This window comes from Paracoccus sp. M683, assembly GCF_007096355.1.
Classification (GTDB): Bacteria; Pseudomonadota; Alphaproteobacteria; order Rhodobacterales; family Rhodobacteraceae; genus Paracoccus.
Map to the genome: position 1 here is coordinate 1 of NZ_VKDF01000005.1, position 19,272 is coordinate 19,272.

General features: G+C 64.8%; 20 protein-coding genes. 5 read left to right on the forward strand and 15 right to left on the reverse strand.

Going from position 1 to position 19,272, the window contains the following annotated elements:
- The 4 genes from FNJ84_RS10355 to pcaC all read right to left on the reverse strand — a co-directional run.
- A partial coding sequence (locus FNJ84_RS10355; protein WP_143793064.1) for a 3-keto-5-aminohexanoate cleavage protein occupies positions 1-140 on the reverse strand: 140 nt, incomplete at its 3' end.
- Between the two features lie 9 nt (positions 141-149).
- On the reverse strand, positions 150-770 hold the full coding sequence (pcaG, locus tag FNJ84_RS10360; RefSeq protein WP_143793065.1) for a protocatechuate 3,4-dioxygenase subunit alpha: 621 nt from the start codon (positions 768-770) through the stop codon (positions 150-152).
- 3 nt (positions 771-773) lie between these two features.
- On the reverse strand, positions 774-1,496 hold the full coding sequence (gene pcaH / locus FNJ84_RS10365; protein ID WP_143793066.1) for a protocatechuate 3,4-dioxygenase subunit beta: 723 nt from the start codon (positions 1,494-1,496) through the stop codon (positions 774-776).
- Positions 1,493-1,906: a 4-carboxymuconolactone decarboxylase gene (gene pcaC, locus FNJ84_RS10370; protein WP_143793067.1), complete on the reverse strand. Its 414-nt coding sequence runs from the start codon at positions 1,904-1,906 to the stop codon at positions 1,493-1,495. Before pcaC ends, pcaH begins: the two co-directional genes overlap by 4 nt.
- A gap of 77 nt (positions 1,907-1,983) precedes the next feature.
- Between pcaC and FNJ84_RS10375 the strand changes: the two genes are divergently transcribed.
- Positions 1,984-2,889 (forward strand): LysR substrate-binding domain-containing protein, encoded by a 906-nt coding sequence (locus FNJ84_RS10375; RefSeq protein ID WP_143793068.1) that lies wholly within the window; start codon positions 1,984-1,986, stop codon positions 2,887-2,889.
- On the opposite strand, the gene FNJ84_RS10380 is transcribed toward FNJ84_RS10375, so the two are convergent.
- The 6 genes from FNJ84_RS10380 to FNJ84_RS10405 form a co-directional block, all read right to left on the reverse strand.
- Positions 2,886-4,763 (reverse strand): bifunctional sugar phosphate isomerase/epimerase/4-hydroxyphenylpyruvate dioxygenase family protein, encoded by a 1,878-nt coding sequence (locus tag FNJ84_RS10380; RefSeq protein WP_143793069.1) that lies wholly within the window; start codon positions 4,761-4,763, stop codon positions 2,886-2,888. The genes FNJ84_RS10375 and FNJ84_RS10380 overlap by 4 nt on opposite strands.
- On the reverse strand, positions 4,760-5,608 hold the full coding sequence (locus FNJ84_RS10385; RefSeq protein WP_143793070.1) for a shikimate dehydrogenase: 849 nt from the start codon (positions 5,606-5,608) through the stop codon (positions 4,760-4,762). Before FNJ84_RS10385 ends, FNJ84_RS10380 begins: the two co-directional genes overlap by 4 nt.
- Complete coding sequence (locus FNJ84_RS10390) at positions 5,608-7,125, reverse strand: tripartite tricarboxylate transporter permease (protein WP_143793071.1); 1,518 nt, start codon at positions 7,123-7,125, stop codon at positions 5,608-5,610. Before FNJ84_RS10390 ends, FNJ84_RS10385 begins: the two co-directional genes overlap by 1 nt.
- Position 7,126: 1 nt before the next feature.
- Positions 7,127-7,696, reverse strand: a complete 570-nt coding sequence (locus FNJ84_RS10395; protein ID WP_221931962.1) for a tripartite tricarboxylate transporter TctB family protein — start codon at positions 7,694-7,696, stop codon at positions 7,127-7,129.
- 100 nt (positions 7,697-7,796) lie between these two features.
- Positions 7,797-8,801: a tripartite tricarboxylate transporter substrate binding protein gene (locus tag FNJ84_RS10400; protein ID WP_143793072.1), complete on the reverse strand. Its 1,005-nt coding sequence runs from the start codon at positions 8,799-8,801 to the stop codon at positions 7,797-7,799.
- Positions 8,802-8,918: 117 nt separating this feature from the next.
- Positions 8,919-9,851 carry a LysR family transcriptional regulator gene (locus tag FNJ84_RS10405; protein ID WP_143793073.1) on the reverse strand — a complete coding sequence of 311 codons (933 nt, stop codon included), beginning with the start codon at positions 9,849-9,851 and terminating at the stop codon, positions 8,919-8,921.
- 104 nt (positions 9,852-9,955) lie between these two features.
- On the opposite strand from FNJ84_RS10405, the gene FNJ84_RS10410 reads away from it, so the two are divergent.
- Both FNJ84_RS10410 and FNJ84_RS10415 read left to right on the forward strand, forming a co-directional pair.
- Complete coding sequence (locus FNJ84_RS10410; RefSeq protein WP_143793074.1) at positions 9,956-11,623, forward strand: FAD-dependent oxidoreductase; 1,668 nt, start codon at positions 9,956-9,958, stop codon at positions 11,621-11,623.
- 4 nt (positions 11,624-11,627) lie between these two features.
- The gene (locus FNJ84_RS10415) at positions 11,628-12,440 is read left to right on the forward strand and encodes a sugar phosphate isomerase/epimerase (RefSeq protein ID WP_143793075.1); all 813 of its coding nucleotides are present in this window, start codon (positions 11,628-11,630) and stop codon (positions 12,438-12,440) included.
- Positions 12,441-12,455: 15 nt separating this feature from the next.
- On the opposite strand, the gene FNJ84_RS10420 is transcribed toward FNJ84_RS10415, so the two are convergent.
- The 5 genes from FNJ84_RS10420 to FNJ84_RS10440 form a co-directional block, all read right to left on the reverse strand.
- Positions 12,456-13,523 carry a 4-oxalomesaconate tautomerase gene (locus FNJ84_RS10420; RefSeq protein ID WP_143793076.1) on the reverse strand — a complete coding sequence of 356 codons (1,068 nt, stop codon included), beginning with the start codon at positions 13,521-13,523 and terminating at the stop codon, positions 12,456-12,458.
- Positions 13,524-13,615: 92 nt separating this feature from the next.
- Positions 13,616-14,287, reverse strand: coding sequence for a 4-carboxy-4-hydroxy-2-oxoadipate aldolase/oxaloacetate decarboxylase (locus FNJ84_RS10425; RefSeq protein WP_143793077.1), 672 nt, complete (start codon positions 14,285-14,287; stop codon positions 13,616-13,618).
- Positions 14,288-14,290: 3 nt separating this feature from the next.
- On the reverse strand, positions 14,291-15,259 hold the full coding sequence (locus tag FNJ84_RS10430) for a VOC family protein (protein ID WP_143793078.1): 969 nt from the start codon (positions 15,257-15,259) through the stop codon (positions 14,291-14,293).
- A gap of 56 nt (positions 15,260-15,315) precedes the next feature.
- A complete protein-coding gene (locus tag FNJ84_RS10435) occupies positions 15,316-16,182 on the reverse strand; it encodes an MBL fold metallo-hydrolase (protein ID WP_221931963.1) in 867 nt (288 codons plus the stop codon).
- A 142-nt stretch (positions 16,183-16,324) separates the two neighbouring features.
- Positions 16,325-17,071: a PIG-L deacetylase family protein gene (locus tag FNJ84_RS10440; protein WP_143793079.1), complete on the reverse strand. Its 747-nt coding sequence runs from the start codon at positions 17,069-17,071 to the stop codon at positions 16,325-16,327.
- Positions 17,072-17,239: 168 nt separating this feature from the next.
- On the opposite strand from FNJ84_RS10440, the gene FNJ84_RS10445 reads away from it, so the two are divergent.
- Positions 17,240-18,124, forward strand: a complete 885-nt coding sequence (locus tag FNJ84_RS10445; RefSeq protein ID WP_143793080.1) for an NAD(P)-dependent oxidoreductase — start codon at positions 17,240-17,242, stop codon at positions 18,122-18,124.
- Complete coding sequence (locus FNJ84_RS10450; protein ID WP_143793081.1) at positions 18,097-19,260, forward strand: LysR family transcriptional regulator; 1,164 nt, start codon at positions 18,097-18,099, stop codon at positions 19,258-19,260. Before FNJ84_RS10445 ends, FNJ84_RS10450 begins: the two co-directional genes overlap by 28 nt.
- Positions 19,261-19,272: the final 12 nt, after the last annotated feature.

Sequence of the window (19,272 nt, forward strand, 5' to 3'; positions counted from 1 at the left end):
TGGGCGATGGAGGCGCCGGCCTCGAAGGCGGCATGGGTCGATTCGATCTGTTCCGCAACGGTGATCGGGACCGCTGGGTTGTTCGACTTGGTCGGAAGGCTGCCCGTGATGGCAACACAGATAATGCAGGGCGTGGTCATTGCGATGCCTCAGATATCAAAGAATACGGTTTCGTCATCGCCTTGCAGGCGGATGTCGAAGCGATAGACAGGGGTGCCGTCGCGATCTTCGCGTTTCGCGATCAGCGTGGCGCGGCGCTTTTCCCATTCGACCAGATTGATGACCGGGTCGTTCGCGTTCGCCTCGGCCTCGTCGCTGAAATACATCCGCGTGTTCAGCCCGATATTGATGCCGCGCGCGACGATCCACAGGTTCATATGCGGTGCCATCAAGCGACCATAGCGGCCCATGACCGCGCCGGGCTTGACCGTGTCAAAACCCCATTTCCCGGTGTCGAAATCGGTGATGACGCGGCCCCAGCCACGAAAGCCGTCCTCGACCTGGCCGCCGCCCTCGGGATGGGCGTAATGGCCGTCGGCATTGGCCTGCCAGACCTCGATCAGCACGTCCTTGACCGGGCTGCCAATGCCGTCGATCACCAGCCCCTCGACCCGGATCCGCTCGCCCTTGGCATTCGGCCCGGCAATATCCCAGCCCAGCTCTTCGCGGTAGATGTCAAAGCCGGCAGCGCCCGGCGCAAGGCCGATATGGACATATGGACCAGCGGTCTGCGAGGCGCTTTCACGAAGATAATCAAGCTTTTGTGTCATGGCTCAGTTCCCCTCCGGCCGGTTCTCGAAATAGGTCGAACGCCGCCCGCGCAGCACGATGTCGAACTTGTAGGCGATGCTGTCCAGCGGCACCGTCGCGTTCATGTCCAGCCTGGCGGTCAGCTGCTGGATGGCATCCGCATCGGGAATCGTGGCCACGATAGGGCAGATCGGGATCAGCGGGTCACCTTCGAAATACAGCTGGGTGATCAGGCGCTGGCTGAAGGAATGGCCAAAAACCGAGACATGGATATGTGCCGGACGCCAGTTGTTCACCCAGTTACGCCAGGGATAGGCGCCGGGCTTGATGGTGCGGAACACATAGCGCCCCTGATCGTCGGTGATCGTGCGCCCGCAGCCGCCGAAATTCGGGTCCAGCGCGCCCAGATAGGTATCCTTCTTGTGGCGATAGCGGCCGCTGGCATTGGCCTGCCAGATCTCGACCAGCGTATTGGGCACCGGACGGGCGTTTTCATCCAGCACCCGGCCATGAAGAATGATCCGCTCGCCCACCGGGTCGCCGGATTTGGCATAGTTGCGGATCAGGTCATTGTCGATCGGGTCGATATCGCCATGGCCAAAGGTGGGGCCGGTGATTTCGCTGGCCGATTGCTGCAACGAGATCATTGAATAGCGCGGGCTGCGCGCCACCGAGGTCTTGTAGTCGGGGGTCAGCGCGGGCGGGTGCAGGCGCCGGTCACGTTGATAATATTCACCTTGGGTCATTGGTCATCCTCCCCATTTACCTTGGCTGCGTCCATTTCGGCATAGGTCTGTCGCGCCAGTTTCAGCGCATGATTGGCGCGCGGCACGCCAGCATAGATGGCGACATGCTGGAACGCCTCGGCCACGTCGCGGCGGCTGGCACCCGTGCGGGCGGTGGCGCGGATATGCATCGGGATTTCCTCGAAATTCCCGGTCGCGGCCAGCAATGCCAGCGTCAGCATGGACCGCTCGCGCAAGCTGATCGCATCGCTGGCCCAGACCGTGCCCCAGGCCCCTTCGGTGATCATCTGCTGGAAGGGCGCGTCCAGATCGGTCTTGGCGGCCTCGGCCCGGTTCACATGGGCATCGCCCAGAACCTTGCGGCGGATGGCCATGCCGGCATCATGGCGCGATGGCGATTTGTCTTGCATCAGAAATCCTCCTGTTCATAACATATCCGCCATGAAGCGGCAGGAATAATGCAAAATGAGGCGATTTTCATAACCGTATGATTATGCATCCTGGGGTCAAATTGCGGCACCTGCGCGCCTTTGCCGCCATCGCTGATGAAGGCAGCCTGTCCGCCGTCGCCCGCGCGCAGGGCGTCAGCCAGCCCGCGATCAGCCGCACGCTGGCCGAGCTTGAGGCCCTGTTGGGCGCCCCGCTGTTTCACCGCGAAAATCGCCGCCTGATCCTGACCCCGCAGGGCGCGGTCTTTCGCCGCCATGTGCATCTGGCCTTGCAGGCGCTGGATGCGGGGGCTGCGGCGACCCGGCCCGGCGCGACCGGCGGGGTGATCCGGGTGGGCATCCTGCCCACGGCGGCCACGCGCCTGTTCCCGCGCGTGGCGCTGCGCCTTCGCGAGATCGCCCCGGAGCTGCTGCTGAAGATCGAGACCGGGCCGCATACCTATCTGGTCCGCATGTTGCGCGACGGGCAGATCGACCTGATGGTGGGCCGGATGCCGGATGCGGATCAGACGGCGGGTCTGGCCTTCCAGCATCTCTACGAGGAAGAGGTTGTTCTGGTCGCCCGCGCCGGGCATCCCTTGGCCAGGCTTGCGCCGCGCGAGTTGCTGCGGCAGGTGCCGGTGGTGCTGCCGCCTGAAACCGCGATCATCCGCCGCCCGGTGAATGAATATCTGGCCGCGTTGAACCTGATCGGTCTGCGCCCCGCCTTCGAGACCGCCGCGCTGGCCATCGGGCGCGGCATTCTGGCGGCCTCGGACGCGGTCTGGTTCATCTCGCGCGGGGTGATCGAGGCGGAACTGGAACGCGGCGATCTGGTCGAGCTGCCGACCGGGGTGCGGTTCCTGTCGGGCGCCGTGGGGCTGACCTATCGCCAGTCGGGGGCGCCGGTGCCGGGGCTGGACCTGCTGATGCAGCTGGCGCAGGACGCGGCCCCGCATGGCTAGCGACGGGGCACGGCAGCGGGGCGGGCACCGCGTTTCTGTGCCGCGATGCGGAAGGGGGCGTTGGGGGCGCCGTAACCCTGATAGCCGTTCTCGCGCTGGATGATCTCGAAGAAGAAGCCACCGGGCTGGGTGTCCGAATAGAACTGGAAGAACCGGCCCCTGTCATCCTCGTCATAAAGCACATTCGCCTGGCGCATCCGGGCGACCAGATCGGCGGAAAGGCCGAACCGCGCCGCCACGTCGTCATAGTAATTCGCGCCGATCTGCAACACCGGAAAGCCGCGCTCGGACATGGTCTTGGCGCTGGCAAAGATGTCGTCGGTGGCCAGTGCGACATGCTGGACCGATGAACCAAAGCTGTCCGCAATAAAGCGCCCGGCCAAGGTGCCGCGCGCCTCGGCCCCGTTCAGGGTGACGCGCAGGCCCCCAGATTGCACGGCTTGCGACCGCACCAGACCGGCGGGATCGGCCACATCGACCATCGGCGCCTTCTGCGCCTCGAAGATCGAGGTGTAGAACAGTGACCAACTGAGCATTTCGTCATAGGCCATGGTCTGCGCGATATGGTCGATGCCGGTCAGGCCGGCGCCCGGCGGGGCGGGCTGGGTGGTGAAATCCACGTCCCAGATGCGGCCCAGATCGGAACTGCTGTCCAGAAACCGGATCATGCTGCCGCCGACCCCGCGAATGGCCGGGATCGTGAGTTCGCCCTTGGGGTTGGCCTGCGGATGGGGCCGCGCCAGCAGCGCCGTGGCCCGGTCGAAACCCGCCTGCGCATCGGGCATCATCAGCGCGATTTCCGAAACCGTGGTGCCATGCGCAACGTAAGAGCTGCCGGCAAACCCCTCGCTATCGGTATTGACCAGCACATTCGCGCCGCCCTGCCGCCACAGCGTTACGGGCTTGGATACATGCCGCCCGGCACGGGAAAAGCCCAGGGCGTGCAGCATGTTTTCCAGCGCCGGGGCGTCGGTATCCGAGGTGGCGAATTCGATGAACTCGATCCGTTGAACCTGCTCGGGGGCTGGGAAGGGGGGCAGGTCGACTGGCAGGGCAGGTTCCTCGCGCCGGACCTTGTCCATGGTGGCGATCAGGCTGCGATGGCCGTCCTGCGCGACCAGCCGGGGCAGGCCCGCGCGGAACTGGTCGTTGAAGATTTCCAGGCTCAGCGGCCCGTCATAGCCGGTGGCGGCGACGGCGCGCATGAAGCCGGATACGTCCAGATCGCCCTCGCCCGGCATGTTGCGGAAATGGCGCGACCAGTAAAGCAGGTCCATCGGGATCGCGGGTGCGTCGGCCAGTTGCACGAAAAAGATGCGGTCGCCCGGAATGCTGCGGATGCTGGCCGGGTCGATGCCGCGGCCAAGCGTGTGGAAACTGTCAAGGATCAGCCCGACATTCGGATGATCGGCGCGGCGCACGACCTCCCACGCGTCGCGGTGGTCGTTGATGTGGCGGCCCCAGCAAAGTGCCTCGAAACCGACGCGGACGCCGTGCTTCCGCGCCAACTCGCCCAGTTCGGCAAAGTCGTCAGCCATGCGGCTGATCCCGCCCAAAGCCTGCGGATGGACCGAGGAACAGACAAGGATCAGATCGGTGCCAAGCTGGTTCATCAGCTCGAACTTGCGTTCGGCGCGGGCGAAGGCGCGGGCGCGCAGGGGCTCGGGCAGGCCCTCGAAATCGCGGAAGGGCTGGAACAGGGTGATTTCCAGGCCCGCATCGCGGACCATGCGGCCCACATCCTGCGGGGCATGGTCCGAGGCGATGAAATCCTGCTCGAAGATCTCGATCCCGTCAAAGCCGGCCGCCGCGATGGCGTCCAGCTTTTCCGTGAATGTGCCCGAGATCGAGACCGTCGCGATCGAGGTTTTCATACCACTTCATCCGTTGTCAGAAGCTGATGGCGCAGGGCATCCGCGTCCAGCGGCAGGCCCGAGAACAGTTTCCAGGCATGGACGCCCTGAAAGAAGAACAATTCCCACCCGGATACGATCTTCAGCCCATGGGCTGCGGCTTCGGTCAGGAATTGCGTGTCGGGGGGCGTATAGACCGCGTCAAAGGCCCATTCCGTACCGGCAAGCGCCGCGCCGGCAATCGGCGTCCCTTCATATCCGACCATCCCGACAGGGGTGCAGTTGATGACGCCTTGGACGCCCCTCGCGGCCTCTTCGGCATTCTGATGCACCGTCACGACCATCGCCGGGGTGGCGCGGCGCAGGTCCTCGGCCAAAGCCTCGGCCTTGGCCATGTCGCGGTCGACCAGCCGCAGGCTTGAGGCGCCAAGGGCGATCAGGCCGAAGGCGACGGCGCGGCCGACGCCTCCGGTTCCGATCATCAGCACCGCTCCGGGCGGGGTCTCGCCGCGCACAAGGTGATAGGCTGCGACAAAGCCGGAATAGTCGGTGTTGTGGCCTTCGGGACCACTCGCCCCGAAGATCACCGTATTCACCGCCGCGATGGCCGCGACCAGCGGATCGTCGATCCGCACCTTTTTCGCCGCCCGTTCCTTATAGGGATAGGTGACGTTGATGCCGCGAAAATCGCCCGCCGCGCAATCGGCGAAAAGCTGGTCGAAGTCGCGCCCCATCTGCTGCGGCACCAGCCGGTCATAGGTGACGGCAACGCCGTTCTGGCGACCGGCCAGCGTTTGCAGCAAGGGCGTGCGCGATTTGGCGATATTGTCGCCGATCAGGCCCAGATGCAGGGTCGGGGCGGACATTACTGTGCCTCCTGGTTCTTGTTGCGCAGCAGTTTTGCCTTCAGCCGGGTCCATAGCGGGGTCTGGCTGAAGAAGATGAAAATCACCGCCAGAAACAGAGCCAGCGACAGGGGGCTGGTGAGGATGCCATGGAAAAAGCGGCCCAGATCCTCGCGTTCGGAAATGATCGCCCGGCGCCAGTTGTCATCCAGCAGCCGCGACAGGATCACGCCCAGAATGACGGGCCCAAGCGGATAGCCATAGCTGCGCATGAAATATCCCAGCACACCAAAGGCCAACATCCAATAGACATCGGTGATCGAGTTGTTGACGGCATAGGCACCGACCACCGACAGCAGCATGATCATCGGGATCAGCACGGCGCGCGGCATTTCCACGATCTTGGTGAACAGCCTGATGCCGGTCAGGCCGAAGATCAGCATGAAGAAGTTCGCGACGACCAGCGCGCCGACGATGAACCAGAACATGTCCGGCTGTTCCACCATCAGCATCGGGCCGGGGTTCAGCCCGTGGATGAACAGCGCGCCAATCATGATGGCGGTGACCGCATCGCCCGGAATGCCAAGCGTCATCATCGGGATGAAGGCCCCGCCCACGGCCGCGTTATTGGCGGTCTCGGGCGCGACCAGCCCCTCGATGGCGCCCTTGCCAAAGGGGCGCGAGGGCTTGCGGGTCACGCGCTTGGCGTGGTCATAGGCCATCAGCGCGGCGATATCCCCGCCCGTGCCCGGCAGCGCGCCGATGATCACCCCGATGGACGAGGTTTGCAGCGACAGGGGCAGGTATTTCTTGATCGTGCCAAAGCTGGGGACGATACGGCTGATCTTTTGCTTGACGGCGGCCGAGTCCAGGTGGTGCAACTGGGCCAAAGCCTCGGATACGCCGAACATGCCGATCATCACGGCGATGAAGGAAATCCCCGACTGCATCAAGGGCAGGTCATAGGTGAAGCGGCCGGTAAAGGTCAGCGGGTCCATGCCCACCATGCCGATCAGGATGCCGAAGGCGCCCGAGAAGATGCCCTTGACCAGGCTTTCACCCGACAGTGAACCGACCAGCAGAATGCCCAGGATCGCCAGCAACATATAGTCGCGCGGCTGGAATTTCAGCGCGAATTGTGACACCGACGGCGCGGCCAGCGCCAGCACGATGATGCCGATGAAACCGCCAAAGAAGGACATGACCGTGGTGATGCCGATGGCGGTGCCCGCCTCGCCGCGCTGCGCCATGGGATAGCCGTCCATGGCGGTGGCAATGGCCGAGGGCGCGCCGGGGATGTTCAGCAGGATGGCCGTGCGCGAGCCGCCATAGACCCCGCCCATGAAGATGCCGATCATCAGCGCGATGGCGGGATGCACATCCCATGAGAAGGTGAAGGAAATCAGGATCGAGACGGCCATGGTGACCGACAGGCCGGGAATGGCGCCGATATAGACCCCGGCAAAGGTGCCCGCAGCGACCAGTGCCAGAAGCTTGAGGTCGGTGAAGACCATGAAAAAGGCTGCGAATGCGTCCATCTCAGGCCCCTCCACCCAGCATATTGCGGAAGAATTGCAGCATCTCGGCCTCGGGGAAGATGCCGGCGGGCATCAGGACCGAAAAGATGACGCGGAAGACGAGATAGATGATGGCCAGCGTCAGCAGCGATATGGCCAGCGTCCGGCCCCAGCCCTGACGCCACAACAGCTTGATCGACAGGGTCAGGAACAGAAATGAGGTCGGCAGAAACCCAAGCGGTTTCAGCGCCAGCGCATAGCCCAGCAGCAGCAGCGCCATCACGATCAGCACGGGGGGCAGGATCTCGCGGCTGAAGGTCTGGCCCGCGATCTGCGGCAGTTTCCAGGTGCGCAGGGCGATCAGCCCCCCGGTAAGGCACATGATCAGCGTGGTGACCATGGGCAGGGTTCCGGGCGCCGACAGGGCCTCGAAACCCGAGATGTCATAGGCGCTATACAGCAGGAACAGGCTTGCCAGAAGCAGCAGGATGGTAAAACCGGCCTCGCCCGGACGACGGGTGTCGCGGGGATGTTCATGAAGATCGGTTACGTCGTCCTGCATCGCATCTGTGTCGTGATCGGTCGGGGACATGGCACCCTCCTTGTCGCACAGGTTCAGGATGGAACGGCGGTGGACGGGACCAGCGCCGGTATGCGGGCGCGGGGCCGGTCATGGCCCCGCGCGGCAGATCTTATTCGGCGGGTTTGGCGATCCCGAAATCCTCGGGCGAGGCTTTCGTCAGACCAGCATCCTGCATCAGCCATGCGGTCGTGGACTGCCAGTCATCCAGAAAAGCCTGGGCCTCGTCGCCGCTGATATTCAGGGGCGTGAAGCCGCGATTTGACATCAGTTCCAGGAAGGGCGCCTGCTCGGCGGCTTCCTTATAGGCGGCGGTCAGCTTCTCGACGGCCTCGGCCGGGGTGTCGGTGCGCACGAAGATGCCGAAGAACGGGCCCCATGGCAGATACTGGTTGTAGCCCTCATTGGCCGAAATCGCGGTGGGCGTGTCGGGCAGGGTGGCCACGGCCTCGGGTTCGAACACCAGCAGAGGCTTCATCGCGCCGGCCTTGATCCCCTCGATCGCGGCACCCAGAACGGCGGGCATCACGTCGATGGCGCCGCCCTGCAAGGCGGTCAGCGCCGGGCCATCGCCATCATAGGGCACGAAGATCACGTCCTGCTCGCCCTCGACCGCGTTGATCATCGCTGTCACGACCGACGGCAGGCCGCCCGGCCCGGTCGAGCCGAAACGAACCTCGCCGGGGTTTTCCTTGATATAGGCCAGCATGCCTGCGTAATCGTCGAAGGGCGCGTCCTTGCCGGCCACCAGGATCGGCGTGCCACGGGCCAGGATGTTGATCGGCACGAAGTCGCTGTAATCCTTCTGGCCCAGACCCATGACCTTGTAGAGCAACGGGTTTTCCGCGCCCATCAGCAGGGTATATCCATCGGCAGCGGCCGAGGCGACCTGGTTCAGGCCGATGGCGCCGACGCCGCCGGTGACGTTCTGCATGACGACCGTGCCGCCCAGAACGTCCTCGGCATGGGGGGTGACGGCGCGCATTACGGTATCGGTCGAGCCGCCCGCGCCCCATTGGATGATCCCGGCGATTTCCTTGCTGGGATAGTCCTGCGCCAGTGCGCCGGTTGCGGTGAAGGCCAGCGCCGAGACGGTGCCGATAATCAGATGTTTCATGGTTTCCTCCCTGAACAATGTCATGACGGGCCATGCTCCTCGCCCGTTGTGGTTTTATCATCGCGCAATGGGGCGCATAACGTCAAATACCAAGACCTTTGTTATATTAACGTCATGTTAATCACCTGTCGTCGTGACCGGGTCAAAGGTGCCTTCGGCCGTCGCCACCAGTTCCTTGCGAAACCGTTGGATCGCGTATTCCGCAAAGCCCGACAACGCCCGCCCTTTCTTATGCGCCACATAGACGGTAACGCCGCTTGGCTCGGCCAGGGGGCGGCGCACCAGACCGGGCATATAGACCTCGGCCACCGAAAAGGCGTCGATCAACGCCACGCCCAGCCCGTGCCGCACCAGGCTGACCACGGTTTGTGCGAAACGCCCGCGCATGGAATGGACCGGCTGGATCCCTGCGGCGATGAATGGCGCGGCCAGCTTGGCGCCGTAAGGGTCATTCAGATCCACGCCGATCAGCGGCTGATCCGCCAGATCATGAACCGAGATCACCTTGCGCGTCGCCAACGGATGCCCCTCGGGCAGGATGGCGACCAGCCGGGCCTCGGCCAGCTTTACATTCTCGATCCCGGCATTCCCGATCAGCGAGCTCATGATGACGAACTCGCCACGTTCCAGCAACAGATAGTCGACGGTCTCTTCGATCTTCAGGATGTTCAGGTCGATGAACAGGTCCGGGTATCGCTTGCGGATGCTGCGGATGGCGCGGGCCGCGATGAATTGCGCGACCGAGGGCGCCGAGGCAAAGGCCAGCCGCACATCCTGGCCCTTTTCCAGCGACAGAATGGCCTGTTGCAGGTTTTCGACGCCCTTGTAGACATTGCTGATCTGGTCAAAGACGGCGCCGGCCTCGACCGAGGGGATGAAACGGCCCGCACGGCGTTCGAACAGGCGGATACCAAGCGATTCCTCGGTATGCTTGACCAGCCTGCTGATGCCGGGGGCCGACACGTTCAGCTGCTCGGCCGCGCCGCTGATCGTTCCGCGCATCATCACGGCGCGGATGACCTCGACCTGACGCAGGGTAATCTCGCGCATGACGGCCCTCTCCTTCGGGTGATTTAACATCAGGTTAATCTGAATGCCTAATGAATATTTGACGTTAGGTCACGATCCGCGATTGTGCCGGCAAGGAGGACCGGATGGCGGCAAGCTTTGATCTGATCGTGCTGGGTTCGGGGGCTGCCGGGCTGTCGGCGGCGGTAACGGCTGCGCATTACGGGCTGCGCGTGGCGGTACTGGAAAAGGCGCCGGTCATGGGGGGCACCTCGGCCTGGTCGGGTGGTTGGATCTGGGCGCCTGGCAATCCGGTCGCGACCCGTGCCGGCATCACCGAGGATGCAGGCGCCCCGCGCCGGTATTTGCAGGCTGTGCTGGGCGACAGGTTCGACGGGGCGCGGGTCGACGCCTTTCTTGATGCGGCGCCGCAGATGGTCGATTTCTTCGAAACCCATACAGCGCTGCAATTCGATGGCGGGCTGCATATTCCCGACACCTATGGCGACCAACCCGCTGCGGGCACTGGCGGGCGATCGGTCATCGCCAGGCCCTATGACGGGCGCAGGCTGGGCAAGCAGATCGCGCTGCTGCGCCAGCCGCTGCCGGAAACCACCCTGCGCGGCCTGACCATCCAGGCCGGCCCGGACCTGAAGGCCTTCATGACCGCGACCCGCAATATCCGGTCCTTCGCCCATGTCGCGGGCCGTGTGTCGCGCCATGCGGCCGATCTGGCCATCCATGGGCGCGCGATGCAGCTGCGCAATGGCAGCGCATTGATCGCCCGCCTGCTGCGCTCGGCACTGGATCTGGGTGTCAATCTGCGCCCTGATGTCACGGTTTCCGGTCTGATCCGCCATGGCCCGCGGATCACCGGAATCGAGACCTCGGACGGGGCGATCCTGGCGGACCGGGGCGTCGTGCTGGCGACGGGCGGCTTCCCCAATGACCCGGCCCTGCGCGCCAGGCTGCTGGCCCGCAACGCCGAACACCTGACGCTGGCCGTGCCCACCGCCACGGGCGACGGCGCCCGGCTGGCGCTTTCTGTGGGCGCGGCGTTCAGTGTTGAAGCCGACGCCCCGGCGGCATACTGCCCGGTCTCGCGGGTGATCTGGCCGGGCGGCGTCGAGGGGGGCTTTCCCCATATCATCGACAGGGGCAAGCCGGGGCTGATCGGCGTGCTGGCCGATGGCCGGCGGTTCTGCAACGAGGGGCTGGGCTATCACGACTATGTTCGCGACTTGCTGGCGGCGGTGCCGGCGGATCAGCCGGCGCGATCCTGGCTGATCTGCGATCACCGTTTCATCCGCCGCTATGGCCTTGGCATCGTGCGGCCGGCGCCCTTGCCGCTTGGGGGGTGGGTGCGCTCGGGCTATCTGACGCGCGCCGACACGCTGACTGCGCTGGCGCTGGCCGCCGGGATCGAGCCAACCGGCCTGCTGCGCACGATCGAGCGGTTCAACCGTCACGCCAGTGCTGGCGAGGATCCCGATTTCGGCCGAGGCACCACGGCCTATATGCGCCTTCAGGGCGACCCGGAACAGCGGCCGAACCCCTGCCTGGCGCCGATTGAATGCGGCCCGTTCTATGCGGTGCCGGTCGTGCCCGGCAGCTTCGGCACCTTTGCGGGGATTGCAACCGATGCCCGCGCACGCGTGCTGGACAGTGCGGGCATGGCGATCCCCGGCCTCTATGCCGCTGGAACCGACAGTCTCAGCGTCTTTGGCGGGCATTACCCGGCGGGCGGGATCAATCTTGGCCCGGCCCTGACCTTCGGCTTTATCGCCGGTCGCGACGCAGCAGAAGGATACTGACCCCGTGCCACATCACCTGTCTGTCGCTCACCTGTCGGCGATTACCCTGCCGCCCCCGGATTTCATCGAGACTGCCTCGGTCGCCGGCTTCGACGGTGTCGGGCTGCGTCTGCTGCGGGTGACGGATGACAGCCCCGGCTATCCGCTGATGGATGATCCCGCCGCGCTGCGCAGGACGCAAGCGGCGCAGCAAGCCACGGGACTTGTGGTCAGCGACATCGAATTTGTCCGCATTACCGCCGATCTGAACCCGGCAACGCTGGAACCGTTGCTGGATGCCGGCGCGGCCCTGCGCGCGCGGCGCCTGATCTGCGCCCCCTATGACAGCGACCTGTCGCGGCTTGCCGCAACGCTGGCCGCGATCACCGAGCTGTCTCGCGCTCGTGGCATTCAGCCGGTGCTGGAATTCTTTCCCTGGACCGACGTGCCCGACCTCGCGACCTGCTGGAACGTCGTGCAACAGGCCGGCGCGGAACCGGGCATTCTGGTCGACAGCCTGCATTTCGACCGCTCGAACTGGGATCTGGCCTTGCTGCGAGCGATCCCCGCCAAGCGGCTGCCCTTTGCCCATATCTGCGATGCGCCACGCCAGCCGCCCTATACGACCGAAGCCCTGCTGCACGCAGCCCGCGCCGAGCGTCTTGCCCCCGGTGACGGCCAGATCGACCTGCCGGCCTTTCTGCGGGCGCTGCCCACAAATATCGACCTGTCGGTCGAGGCACCGATGACCGCGCTTCTGGCCCGTGCCGGGGGTGGCGCGGTGCTGCATCAACTTTATCAGCGGATGGCGACCTTCCTCGACCGGACCAGCGCGTAAGACGGCATCATCGCCTCAGTCGGCAAACACCCTGCCGTCGAACAGCTTGCGCGCGGTTCGCAGCGTTCCCGCACGCAGCATCTGGCCGTCGGAGCCGCGCTCGATCAGCACTTCGGCGGCGCCGCTTGGATGCTCGATGGCGAAACGCCCGTCCTCTGGCAGATGCGCCAGCCCTGCTGCGGGTGAGCCGGGCAGGGTGCAGGCCGTTGCCACGCTGATGGCGGCAAAAACCCCGATCGAGGCATGGGCGCGGTGGGGAATGAAACTGCGGGTGCTGATCGCGCCGCCTGATCGCGGCGCCGATACCAGCGTCATCTTGGGCACCGATTTCGCCGCGACATCGCCAAGGTTCATCATCGGCCCGGCGATCAGCCGGATCGCCTCGATCCGCGCCTTGACCCCGGTTGCGGCCTCCAATGCCTCGCGGCTTTCCTGCCCGGTCAGCCCGAAATCCCCGGCCCGCATGATCACGCAGGGCATGCCATTGTCGATCAGGGTGCACTCGACCCCCTCGATCACATCGACAGCCCGGCCCGTCGGCAGCAGGGCGCCGCTCATCGACCCGGCAATGTTCTGAAACATCAGCGGCACCGCCGCTGCCGTGCCCGGCACCCCATCAATGGCCGCGTCGCCGCGATAGCTGACGCGCCCGCCGGGCGTCGCCACGGTCGCCACGGCGACCTCGCCGGTATTCAGCATGTGGATGCGCACCGGGGTCACCTCGCCAGCGGCGGCGACCAACCCCCGTTCGATGGCGACCGGCCCCACGCCTGCCAGAATGTTTCCGCAACCCTGCGCGCCAGAGACCACCGGCTGATCGACAAAGACCTGCAAGAACAGATAATCCACATCCGCGTCGTCCCGTGTCGAGGGCGACAGGATCGCCACCTTCGACGTCAGCGGATCGGCCCCGCCAATCCCGTCGATCTGGCGCGGATCGGGCGATCCCATGATCCGCAGCAGCAGCGCATCCCGCGACACCTCATCCGTGGGCAGATCCGAGGCCAGAAAATATGCCCCCTTCGAGGTTCCCCCGCGCATCCAAAGGCAGGGGATGCCATCAACAGACCCGGCTTTCGCCATTTTCGTCCTCTTTCTTCTTCATCCCAATATCCTCGGGGGGTGAATTGCCCGGCACGGGCAAGAGGGGGCGCGAGCGCCCCCTTTATCCCGCATCAGACATAGCGCAGCCCCTTGGCCTCAAGCCGGGCGCGCATGTCATAAATGTCCAGTCCCGACTCGCCCGAGGCCAGCCGTGCGCGCTTTGCCTCTTCGGCATCCATGCGCTTGCGGGCGGCGGCCAGAACCTGCGCGGCATCGGCACGGCGCACGACACAGACGCCATCGTCATCGGCAACGATCACATCGCCCGCCTCGATCGCCTGACCGGCGCAGACGATGGGCACATTGACCGAACCCAAGGTTTCCTTGACCGTTCCCTGCGCGCTGATGGCCTTGGACCAGACCGGAAAGCCCATCTGGGTCAGGTCGCGCACATCGCGCACACCCGCGTCGATCACCAGCCCCCGACAGCCCCGCGCCATGGCGCTGGTGGCCAGAAGATCGCCGAAATAGCCGTTGTCACAGGGCGAGGTTGGTGCCAGCACCAGGACATCGCCGTCCTGCAACTGCTCGATGGCGACATGCAGCATCCAGTTGTCGCCGGGGGGCGCGCTGATCGTCACCGCCGAACCGGCGATGCGCGGGCCGGGATAGATCGGGCGCATATGGCTGGCCAGACAGCCGATGCGGCCCTGCGCCTCGTGAACGGTGGCCACGCCGGCATCGGCCAGCCCCCGGATCGTATCGGGATCGGCACGGTCGATATTCTGGACGACAATAGCCATGGCTCAACCTTTCTTCTGCACCGGCGGAGTGCCGTGCGTGTGGAATGTTTCGATGGTTTTCAGGCCCCATGCCTGGCCCTTCTTGCGGTCGGTCTCGGTCCAGATCACGGGCTGCCAGTCGGGCGCAAGGATCAGGCGGGCGCCGGCATTGGCCAGTTCCACCCGGTTGCCGGCCGGTTCCCAGACATACAGGAAGAACGTGCCCTGAACGGCGTGTTTATGCGGGCCTGTCTCGATATGGACACCGTTTTGCAGGAAGATGTCGGCCGCGCGCAGGATGTCCTCGCGCTGGTCGGTGGCATAGGTGACGTGATGCAGACGGCCCGCGCCGCCGCCATGTTCCTCGGTGCAGGCCAGATCATAGGTCTTGTTATTGACGGTGAACCAGCAGCCGCCGATGCGGCCATTGTTCAACTGTATCATCTCGGTCACCCGGCTGCCAAGGCAGGTCTCCATGAAGCGGCGGAACTCGGCCACGTCCTCGGCAAGCAGGTTCAGGTGATCCAGCCGGCGCGGGGGGGCGCCTGTAAAGGCGCTGGCGGTGTTTTTCAGTGCCGCGCGCTCGGCCTCGTCCTGTGCTTCATACCAGACGGTATCGTAATAGATTTCAAAGACATGACCAAAGGGATCCTCGAAACGGAAGGCGCGGCCATGACCTTGATCGCCCTCGACCCAGCCATGGGTCTTATAACCCGATGCCTCGATCGCCTTCACCCGGCGGTCAAGCGCCTCGGGGGAAGCGGCGCGATAGCCGATATGGCCGACGCCGGTACGATCGGACCGGGTCAGCTTCAGGCTGTGATATTCGTAATCGTCCCATGCGCGCAGATAGGCGCTGTTTTCGTCCTGCCCCGACAGCTTCAGCCCATAGACACGGGTGAAGAAATCGAGGCTTTCATCAAAGCGGTCCGTCAGCATCTCGACATGGCCCAGATGGGCAAGGTCGAAGGACGGGTTGGTCGGTTCAGGCATCGCAAATCCCCGTTTGGTCGGTCTGGGCGGGCGCAAGGCAGCGCCCAACCGACATATCAGAATTCATCCAGATCGCTGGCCAGCACGACCTTGCCATCATACAGCGCCTCGACTTCGGTCTTGGCGGTTTCCAGCGGCGCGGCATAGGTGGCGATATGGGTCAGCACCAAGGTGCCGGGCTGGGCCTGATTGGCGATATCGGCCAACTCGCTGGTCAGCGTATGGACCGAACGGTGATATTCCTGCCATTCGGGGGACAGCCCGCGCAGACCTTCTTCGCCGATCACCTCATGGACAAGGATATCGACCCCCTTGGCCTTTTCGATCAGCGTTTCACTATAGGCCGTATCGCCCGAGATCACGATGGTTCTGTCAGGCGTGGTGACCTTGAACCCATAAGCCGGCTTGACTTCGCCGTGATCGACGGTGAACGCCTCTACCGTCACGCCATTCTCGTCAAAGACCACGCCGTCCTGTTCGATCTCGGTCACGTCGACCTGATACATGCTCGGGTCCTTGACCGGGTTGACGCCGCTGGTGCGGATCGCGATGTCGGCCTGCATCATCTCGTAAAAGCCGTCGGTCATCGCTTGCAGGCCCTTTGGGCCGATGGCCTTCAGCCGCTCTTCGCGCCGCCACCAATAGGTTGATGCCAGTTCGGGATAGTCCAGCGTGTGATCGCTGTGCAGATGGGTGATGAAGACCTGCTTGATTTTCGTGGGGTTCAGTTCTTCGGCGTCGAGATCTTTCCACGCCTTGATGGCGTTCTGCATCATGCCGTGGCCGGCATCGAACAGATAGGCCTCGCCATCATGAATGATCGCCAGCCCGGAACCGGCGCGGTCGCCATTGGGAACCGGCGTGCCGGTGCCCAGCACGATAACGCGGGTTTCCGCCATGGCGACGGGCGCAGCAAGGGTCACGCCCAGCCCCAGAACCGCAGCGGCGGCGATGTTGAAGATCGCTTTCCTGATATCTTCTCCTCCTCAAAAATCGGCCGGCCAGCCGCAAGGGGGCGGCGGGCGACGCCCGCCTGACATGCGGACCTTGGCACGCGCAGCGCCGTTACAGTTCGTCGACGGTGCGCGGAAAGATCGACTGGAAGCCTTCGGCGAACTGGGCCTTGCGCCCGCCGCCCTGACCGCCCGAATTGCGCATGAAGTGATTGGCGCGGTTCTGGGCGACGCGGGTATAGTAGTCCCACAGATGTTCCTGGCCTTCCATGCATTCGATGGCGGCGCGCTTCTTGTCCCAGACCGGGGTGATGTCCAGGAAGGTATCGGGCTTCCAGCCCATCTGCTCGGTCTGGTGCGGCTCGAACAGGTAAAGCTGCGGCGCGCCCAGCACCTTTTCACCGGGATTATGCCCCCAGGCCTGCGCGATCATCCGGCATTCCAGCGCCACTTGCGTCGTATACATGTGATCGGTGTTATAGGGGTCATATTGGCTGTGGCTCAGCATGAAGCGCGGCTGAACCTTGCGGATCACATCGACCAGCCGGAACTTGTCATCCTGGGTCAGATGCAGCGGGTAATCGCCCAGATCGAACTCGATCAGGTCATGCACGCCCAGGGCGGCGGCGGCGGCCTCGGCCTCGGCGCGGCGGGCGGATTTCACCCGGTCCAGCGTCATGCCGGGATCCTTCCACAATTTCGCGCTTTCGCCGCGCTCGCCGAAGGACAGGCAGACCACGGTGACCTGATATCCCATGGCGGCATGCAGGGCGATGGCGCCGCCACAGCGCCAGACGAAATCGGCGGCATGGGCGGAAATCACCAAGGCGGTCTTGGGGGCGGTCGTGGGGGCTGACATGGCGTGTTCCTTTGGTGGGCGTGCCGGGGGCGTCTTGGCCATATGGATCGCATCGGCAGGCCCGGAACGACAATTCAGAAAGCGTTCCCATGTGATAAGTTCTTGCTATAATCTATTGGTTCCGGGGGCGGCCTGCCGCAGGTTGGTCAGCGAAACATGGAGGGGAATATGGCCGCGGAAACAGCATTCATCGGATTTGGCGAGGCCGGCAGCGCCGTCGCCTCGGGTTGGGGACGGCCGGCTACGGAAGAGATGATTGCCTATGATCTGAAGATCCATGGCGACGAGGCGGATGCGATCCTTCAGGCCGGTGCCGAGACCGGCGTTGCCATTGCCGAAACCCCGGCCGAGGCGTTGGCCGAGGCGCGCCATGTGCTGTGTCTTGTGACAGCCGATCAGGCGGTTGCCGCCGCACGCAGCGCGGCGCCGCATCTGGCCTCCGGCGCGATCTGGTATGACGGCAATTCCTGCGCCCCCGACAGCAAGCGCGAGGCCGCCGCCCTCATCGAAGGGGCTGGCGGCACCTATGTCGACATGGCCATCATGGCCCCGATCCATCCGGGGCTGCACCGCACGGCCCTGCTGATCGCCGGGCCGGCCGAGGCCTTGCCCTTCCTTGACGAGATGGGGATGAATTATCGCTATCGCGGCGCCGAGATCGGTTCGGCCTCTGCCGTCAAGATGATCCGCTCGGTCATGGTCAAGGGGATCGAGGCGCTGTCGGCCGAGTGCTTCATCGCGGCGGAACGGGCGGGGGTGCTGGATGATGTGCTGGATTCCTTGCAGGCCTCGGCACCGCCAAGCGACTGGCGCGAACGGGCCGAATACAACCTGGAACGGATGATGCAGCACGGGCTGCGTCGCGCCGCCGAGATGCGCGAGGTCACGGCGACCGTCGCGGCGCTTGGGCTGGATGGCAGCATGGCCGGTGCCACGGCCGATTGGCAGCAGCGCATCGGCGACCTGGAACTGCGCGGCCTTGATGGCGATGTCCGCGAACGGCTGGTAATGATCGAAGAGGCGCTATGCTCGTCGGCAATCTCCGGCACCTGAGGGTGTTTCTGGGCGTGGCCGAATCCGGTTCGGTCACCAAGGCGGCGGCGGCGGGGTTCGTCTCGCAGCCCGCTGTCACCCAGGCCATTGCCAAGCTGGAATGCGAAGCAGGGGCGCCGCTGTTCCTGCGCACCCAGCAGGGGTTGTTCCCGACCGAGGCAGGGCAGGTGCTGCGCCGTCGCGTGGCGCGGGCGCTGGCCATGCTGGACGCGGCGATTGGCGACATCGCACCCCGGCTGACCATCACTGCCACCCGGTCGCAATTGCAGGCGCTGATCGCCACGGTCGAGGCGCAGAACTTCACGCTGGCCGCGCATCGGCTGGGGATCGCCCAGCCAACCGTGCATCGCGCGATCACCACCATCGAGGCATCGGTCGGACGCGCGCTGTTTCAGCGCAGCCCCGTGGGTGTCGCGCCTACAAGGCAGGCGGCGGCACTGGCGCGGGCTGCACAGCTGGCCTTTGCCGAGCTTGATCAGGCGGTGGCCGAACTGGCCGAATTGCAGGGGGCCGAGGTGGGTGAGGTCGTCATCGGCGCCATGCCACTGTCGCGATCCCATATCCTGCCGCATGCGCTGATCCGGTTTCGCGAAACCCGGCCCTTGCAGGCGATCCGCATCGTCGATGGCGTCTACGATGACCTGCTGGACCGGCTGCGCCGGGGCGAGATCGACTTTCTGATCGGCGCGCTGCGTCAGCGGATGCCGGTGGCCGATGTGGTGCAGGAGCCGCTGTTCGATGACGTGCTGGCGATCCTTGCGGGCCCATCCGATCCGCTTCTGACCGGGGGTGCCGATCTGGCGCAATTGCGCCAGCGTCCCTGGCTGGTTCCCAGCATCGGCACGCCGACGCGGACCCAGTTCGAGGCGCTGTTCACCGATGCCGGCCTGCCGTTGCCGGACAGCATCACCGAGACAGGCTCGGTCATCCTGATGCGCGAGGTGGTGGGCGACGGGCGGCATCTGGCCTGCGTGTCCAAGGCCCAGGCCATGCGCGAGATCGAGCGCGGCCTTGTGGCCGAGCTGCCCTATCCCGGCAGTGTGACGCCGCGCCCCATCGGGTTGACCCATCGCATAGACTGGCAGCCGACGCCGGCGCAAAACGCGATGGTCGCGGAAATCCGCGCGGCCGTATAGGCCGGCCCGGCA

Bases quoted from the DNA above. Each gene is read 5' to 3' on its own strand.
- pcaG (WP_143793065.1), bottom strand. From the start codon at position 770: ATGACACAAAAGCTTGATTATCTTCGTGAAAGCGCCTCGCAGACCGCT.
- pcaH (WP_143793066.1), bottom strand. From the start codon at position 1,496: ATGACCCAAGGTGAATATTATCAACGTGACCGGCGCCTGCACCCGCCC.
- pcaC (WP_143793067.1), bottom strand. From the start codon at position 1,906: ATGCAAGACAAATCGCCATCGCGCCATGATGCCGGCATGGCCATCCGC.
- FNJ84_RS10375 (WP_143793068.1), top strand. From the start codon at position 1,984: ATGATTATGCATCCTGGGGTCAAATTGCGGCACCTGCGCGCCTTTGCC.
- FNJ84_RS10380 (WP_143793069.1), bottom strand. From the start codon at position 4,763: ATGAAAACCTCGATCGCGACGGTCTCGATCTCGGGCACATTCACGGAA.
- FNJ84_RS10385 (WP_143793070.1), bottom strand. From the start codon at position 5,608: ATGTCCGCCCCGACCCTGCATCTGGGCCTGATCGGCGACAATATCGCC.
- FNJ84_RS10390 (WP_143793071.1), bottom strand. From the start codon at position 7,125: ATGGACGCATTCGCAGCCTTTTTCATGGTCTTCACCGACCTCAAGCTT.
- FNJ84_RS10395 (WP_221931962.1), bottom strand. From the start codon at position 7,696: ATGTCCCCGACCGATCACGACACAGATGCGATGCAGGACGACGTAACC.
- FNJ84_RS10400 (WP_143793072.1), bottom strand. From the start codon at position 8,801: ATGAAACATCTGATTATCGGCACCGTCTCGGCGCTGGCCTTCACCGCA.
- FNJ84_RS10405 (WP_143793073.1), bottom strand. From the start codon at position 9,851: ATGCGCGAGATTACCCTGCGTCAGGTCGAGGTCATCCGCGCCGTGATG.
- FNJ84_RS10410 (WP_143793074.1), top strand. From the start codon at position 9,956: ATGGCGGCAAGCTTTGATCTGATCGTGCTGGGTTCGGGGGCTGCCGGG.
- FNJ84_RS10420 (WP_143793076.1), bottom strand. From the start codon at position 13,523: ATGGCGAAAGCCGGGTCTGTTGATGGCATCCCCTGCCTTTGGATGCGC.
- FNJ84_RS10425 (WP_143793077.1), bottom strand. From the start codon at position 14,287: ATGGCTATTGTCGTCCAGAATATCGACCGTGCCGATCCCGATACGATC.
- FNJ84_RS10430 (WP_143793078.1), bottom strand. From the start codon at position 15,259: ATGCCTGAACCGACCAACCCGTCCTTCGACCTTGCCCATCTGGGCCAT.
- FNJ84_RS10440 (WP_143793079.1), bottom strand. From the start codon at position 17,071: ATGTCAGCCCCCACGACCGCCCCCAAGACCGCCTTGGTGATTTCCGCC.
- FNJ84_RS10445 (WP_143793080.1), top strand. From the start codon at position 17,240: ATGGCCGCGGAAACAGCATTCATCGGATTTGGCGAGGCCGGCAGCGCC.
- FNJ84_RS10450 (WP_143793081.1), top strand. From the start codon at position 18,097: ATGCTCGTCGGCAATCTCCGGCACCTGAGGGTGTTTCTGGGCGTGGCC.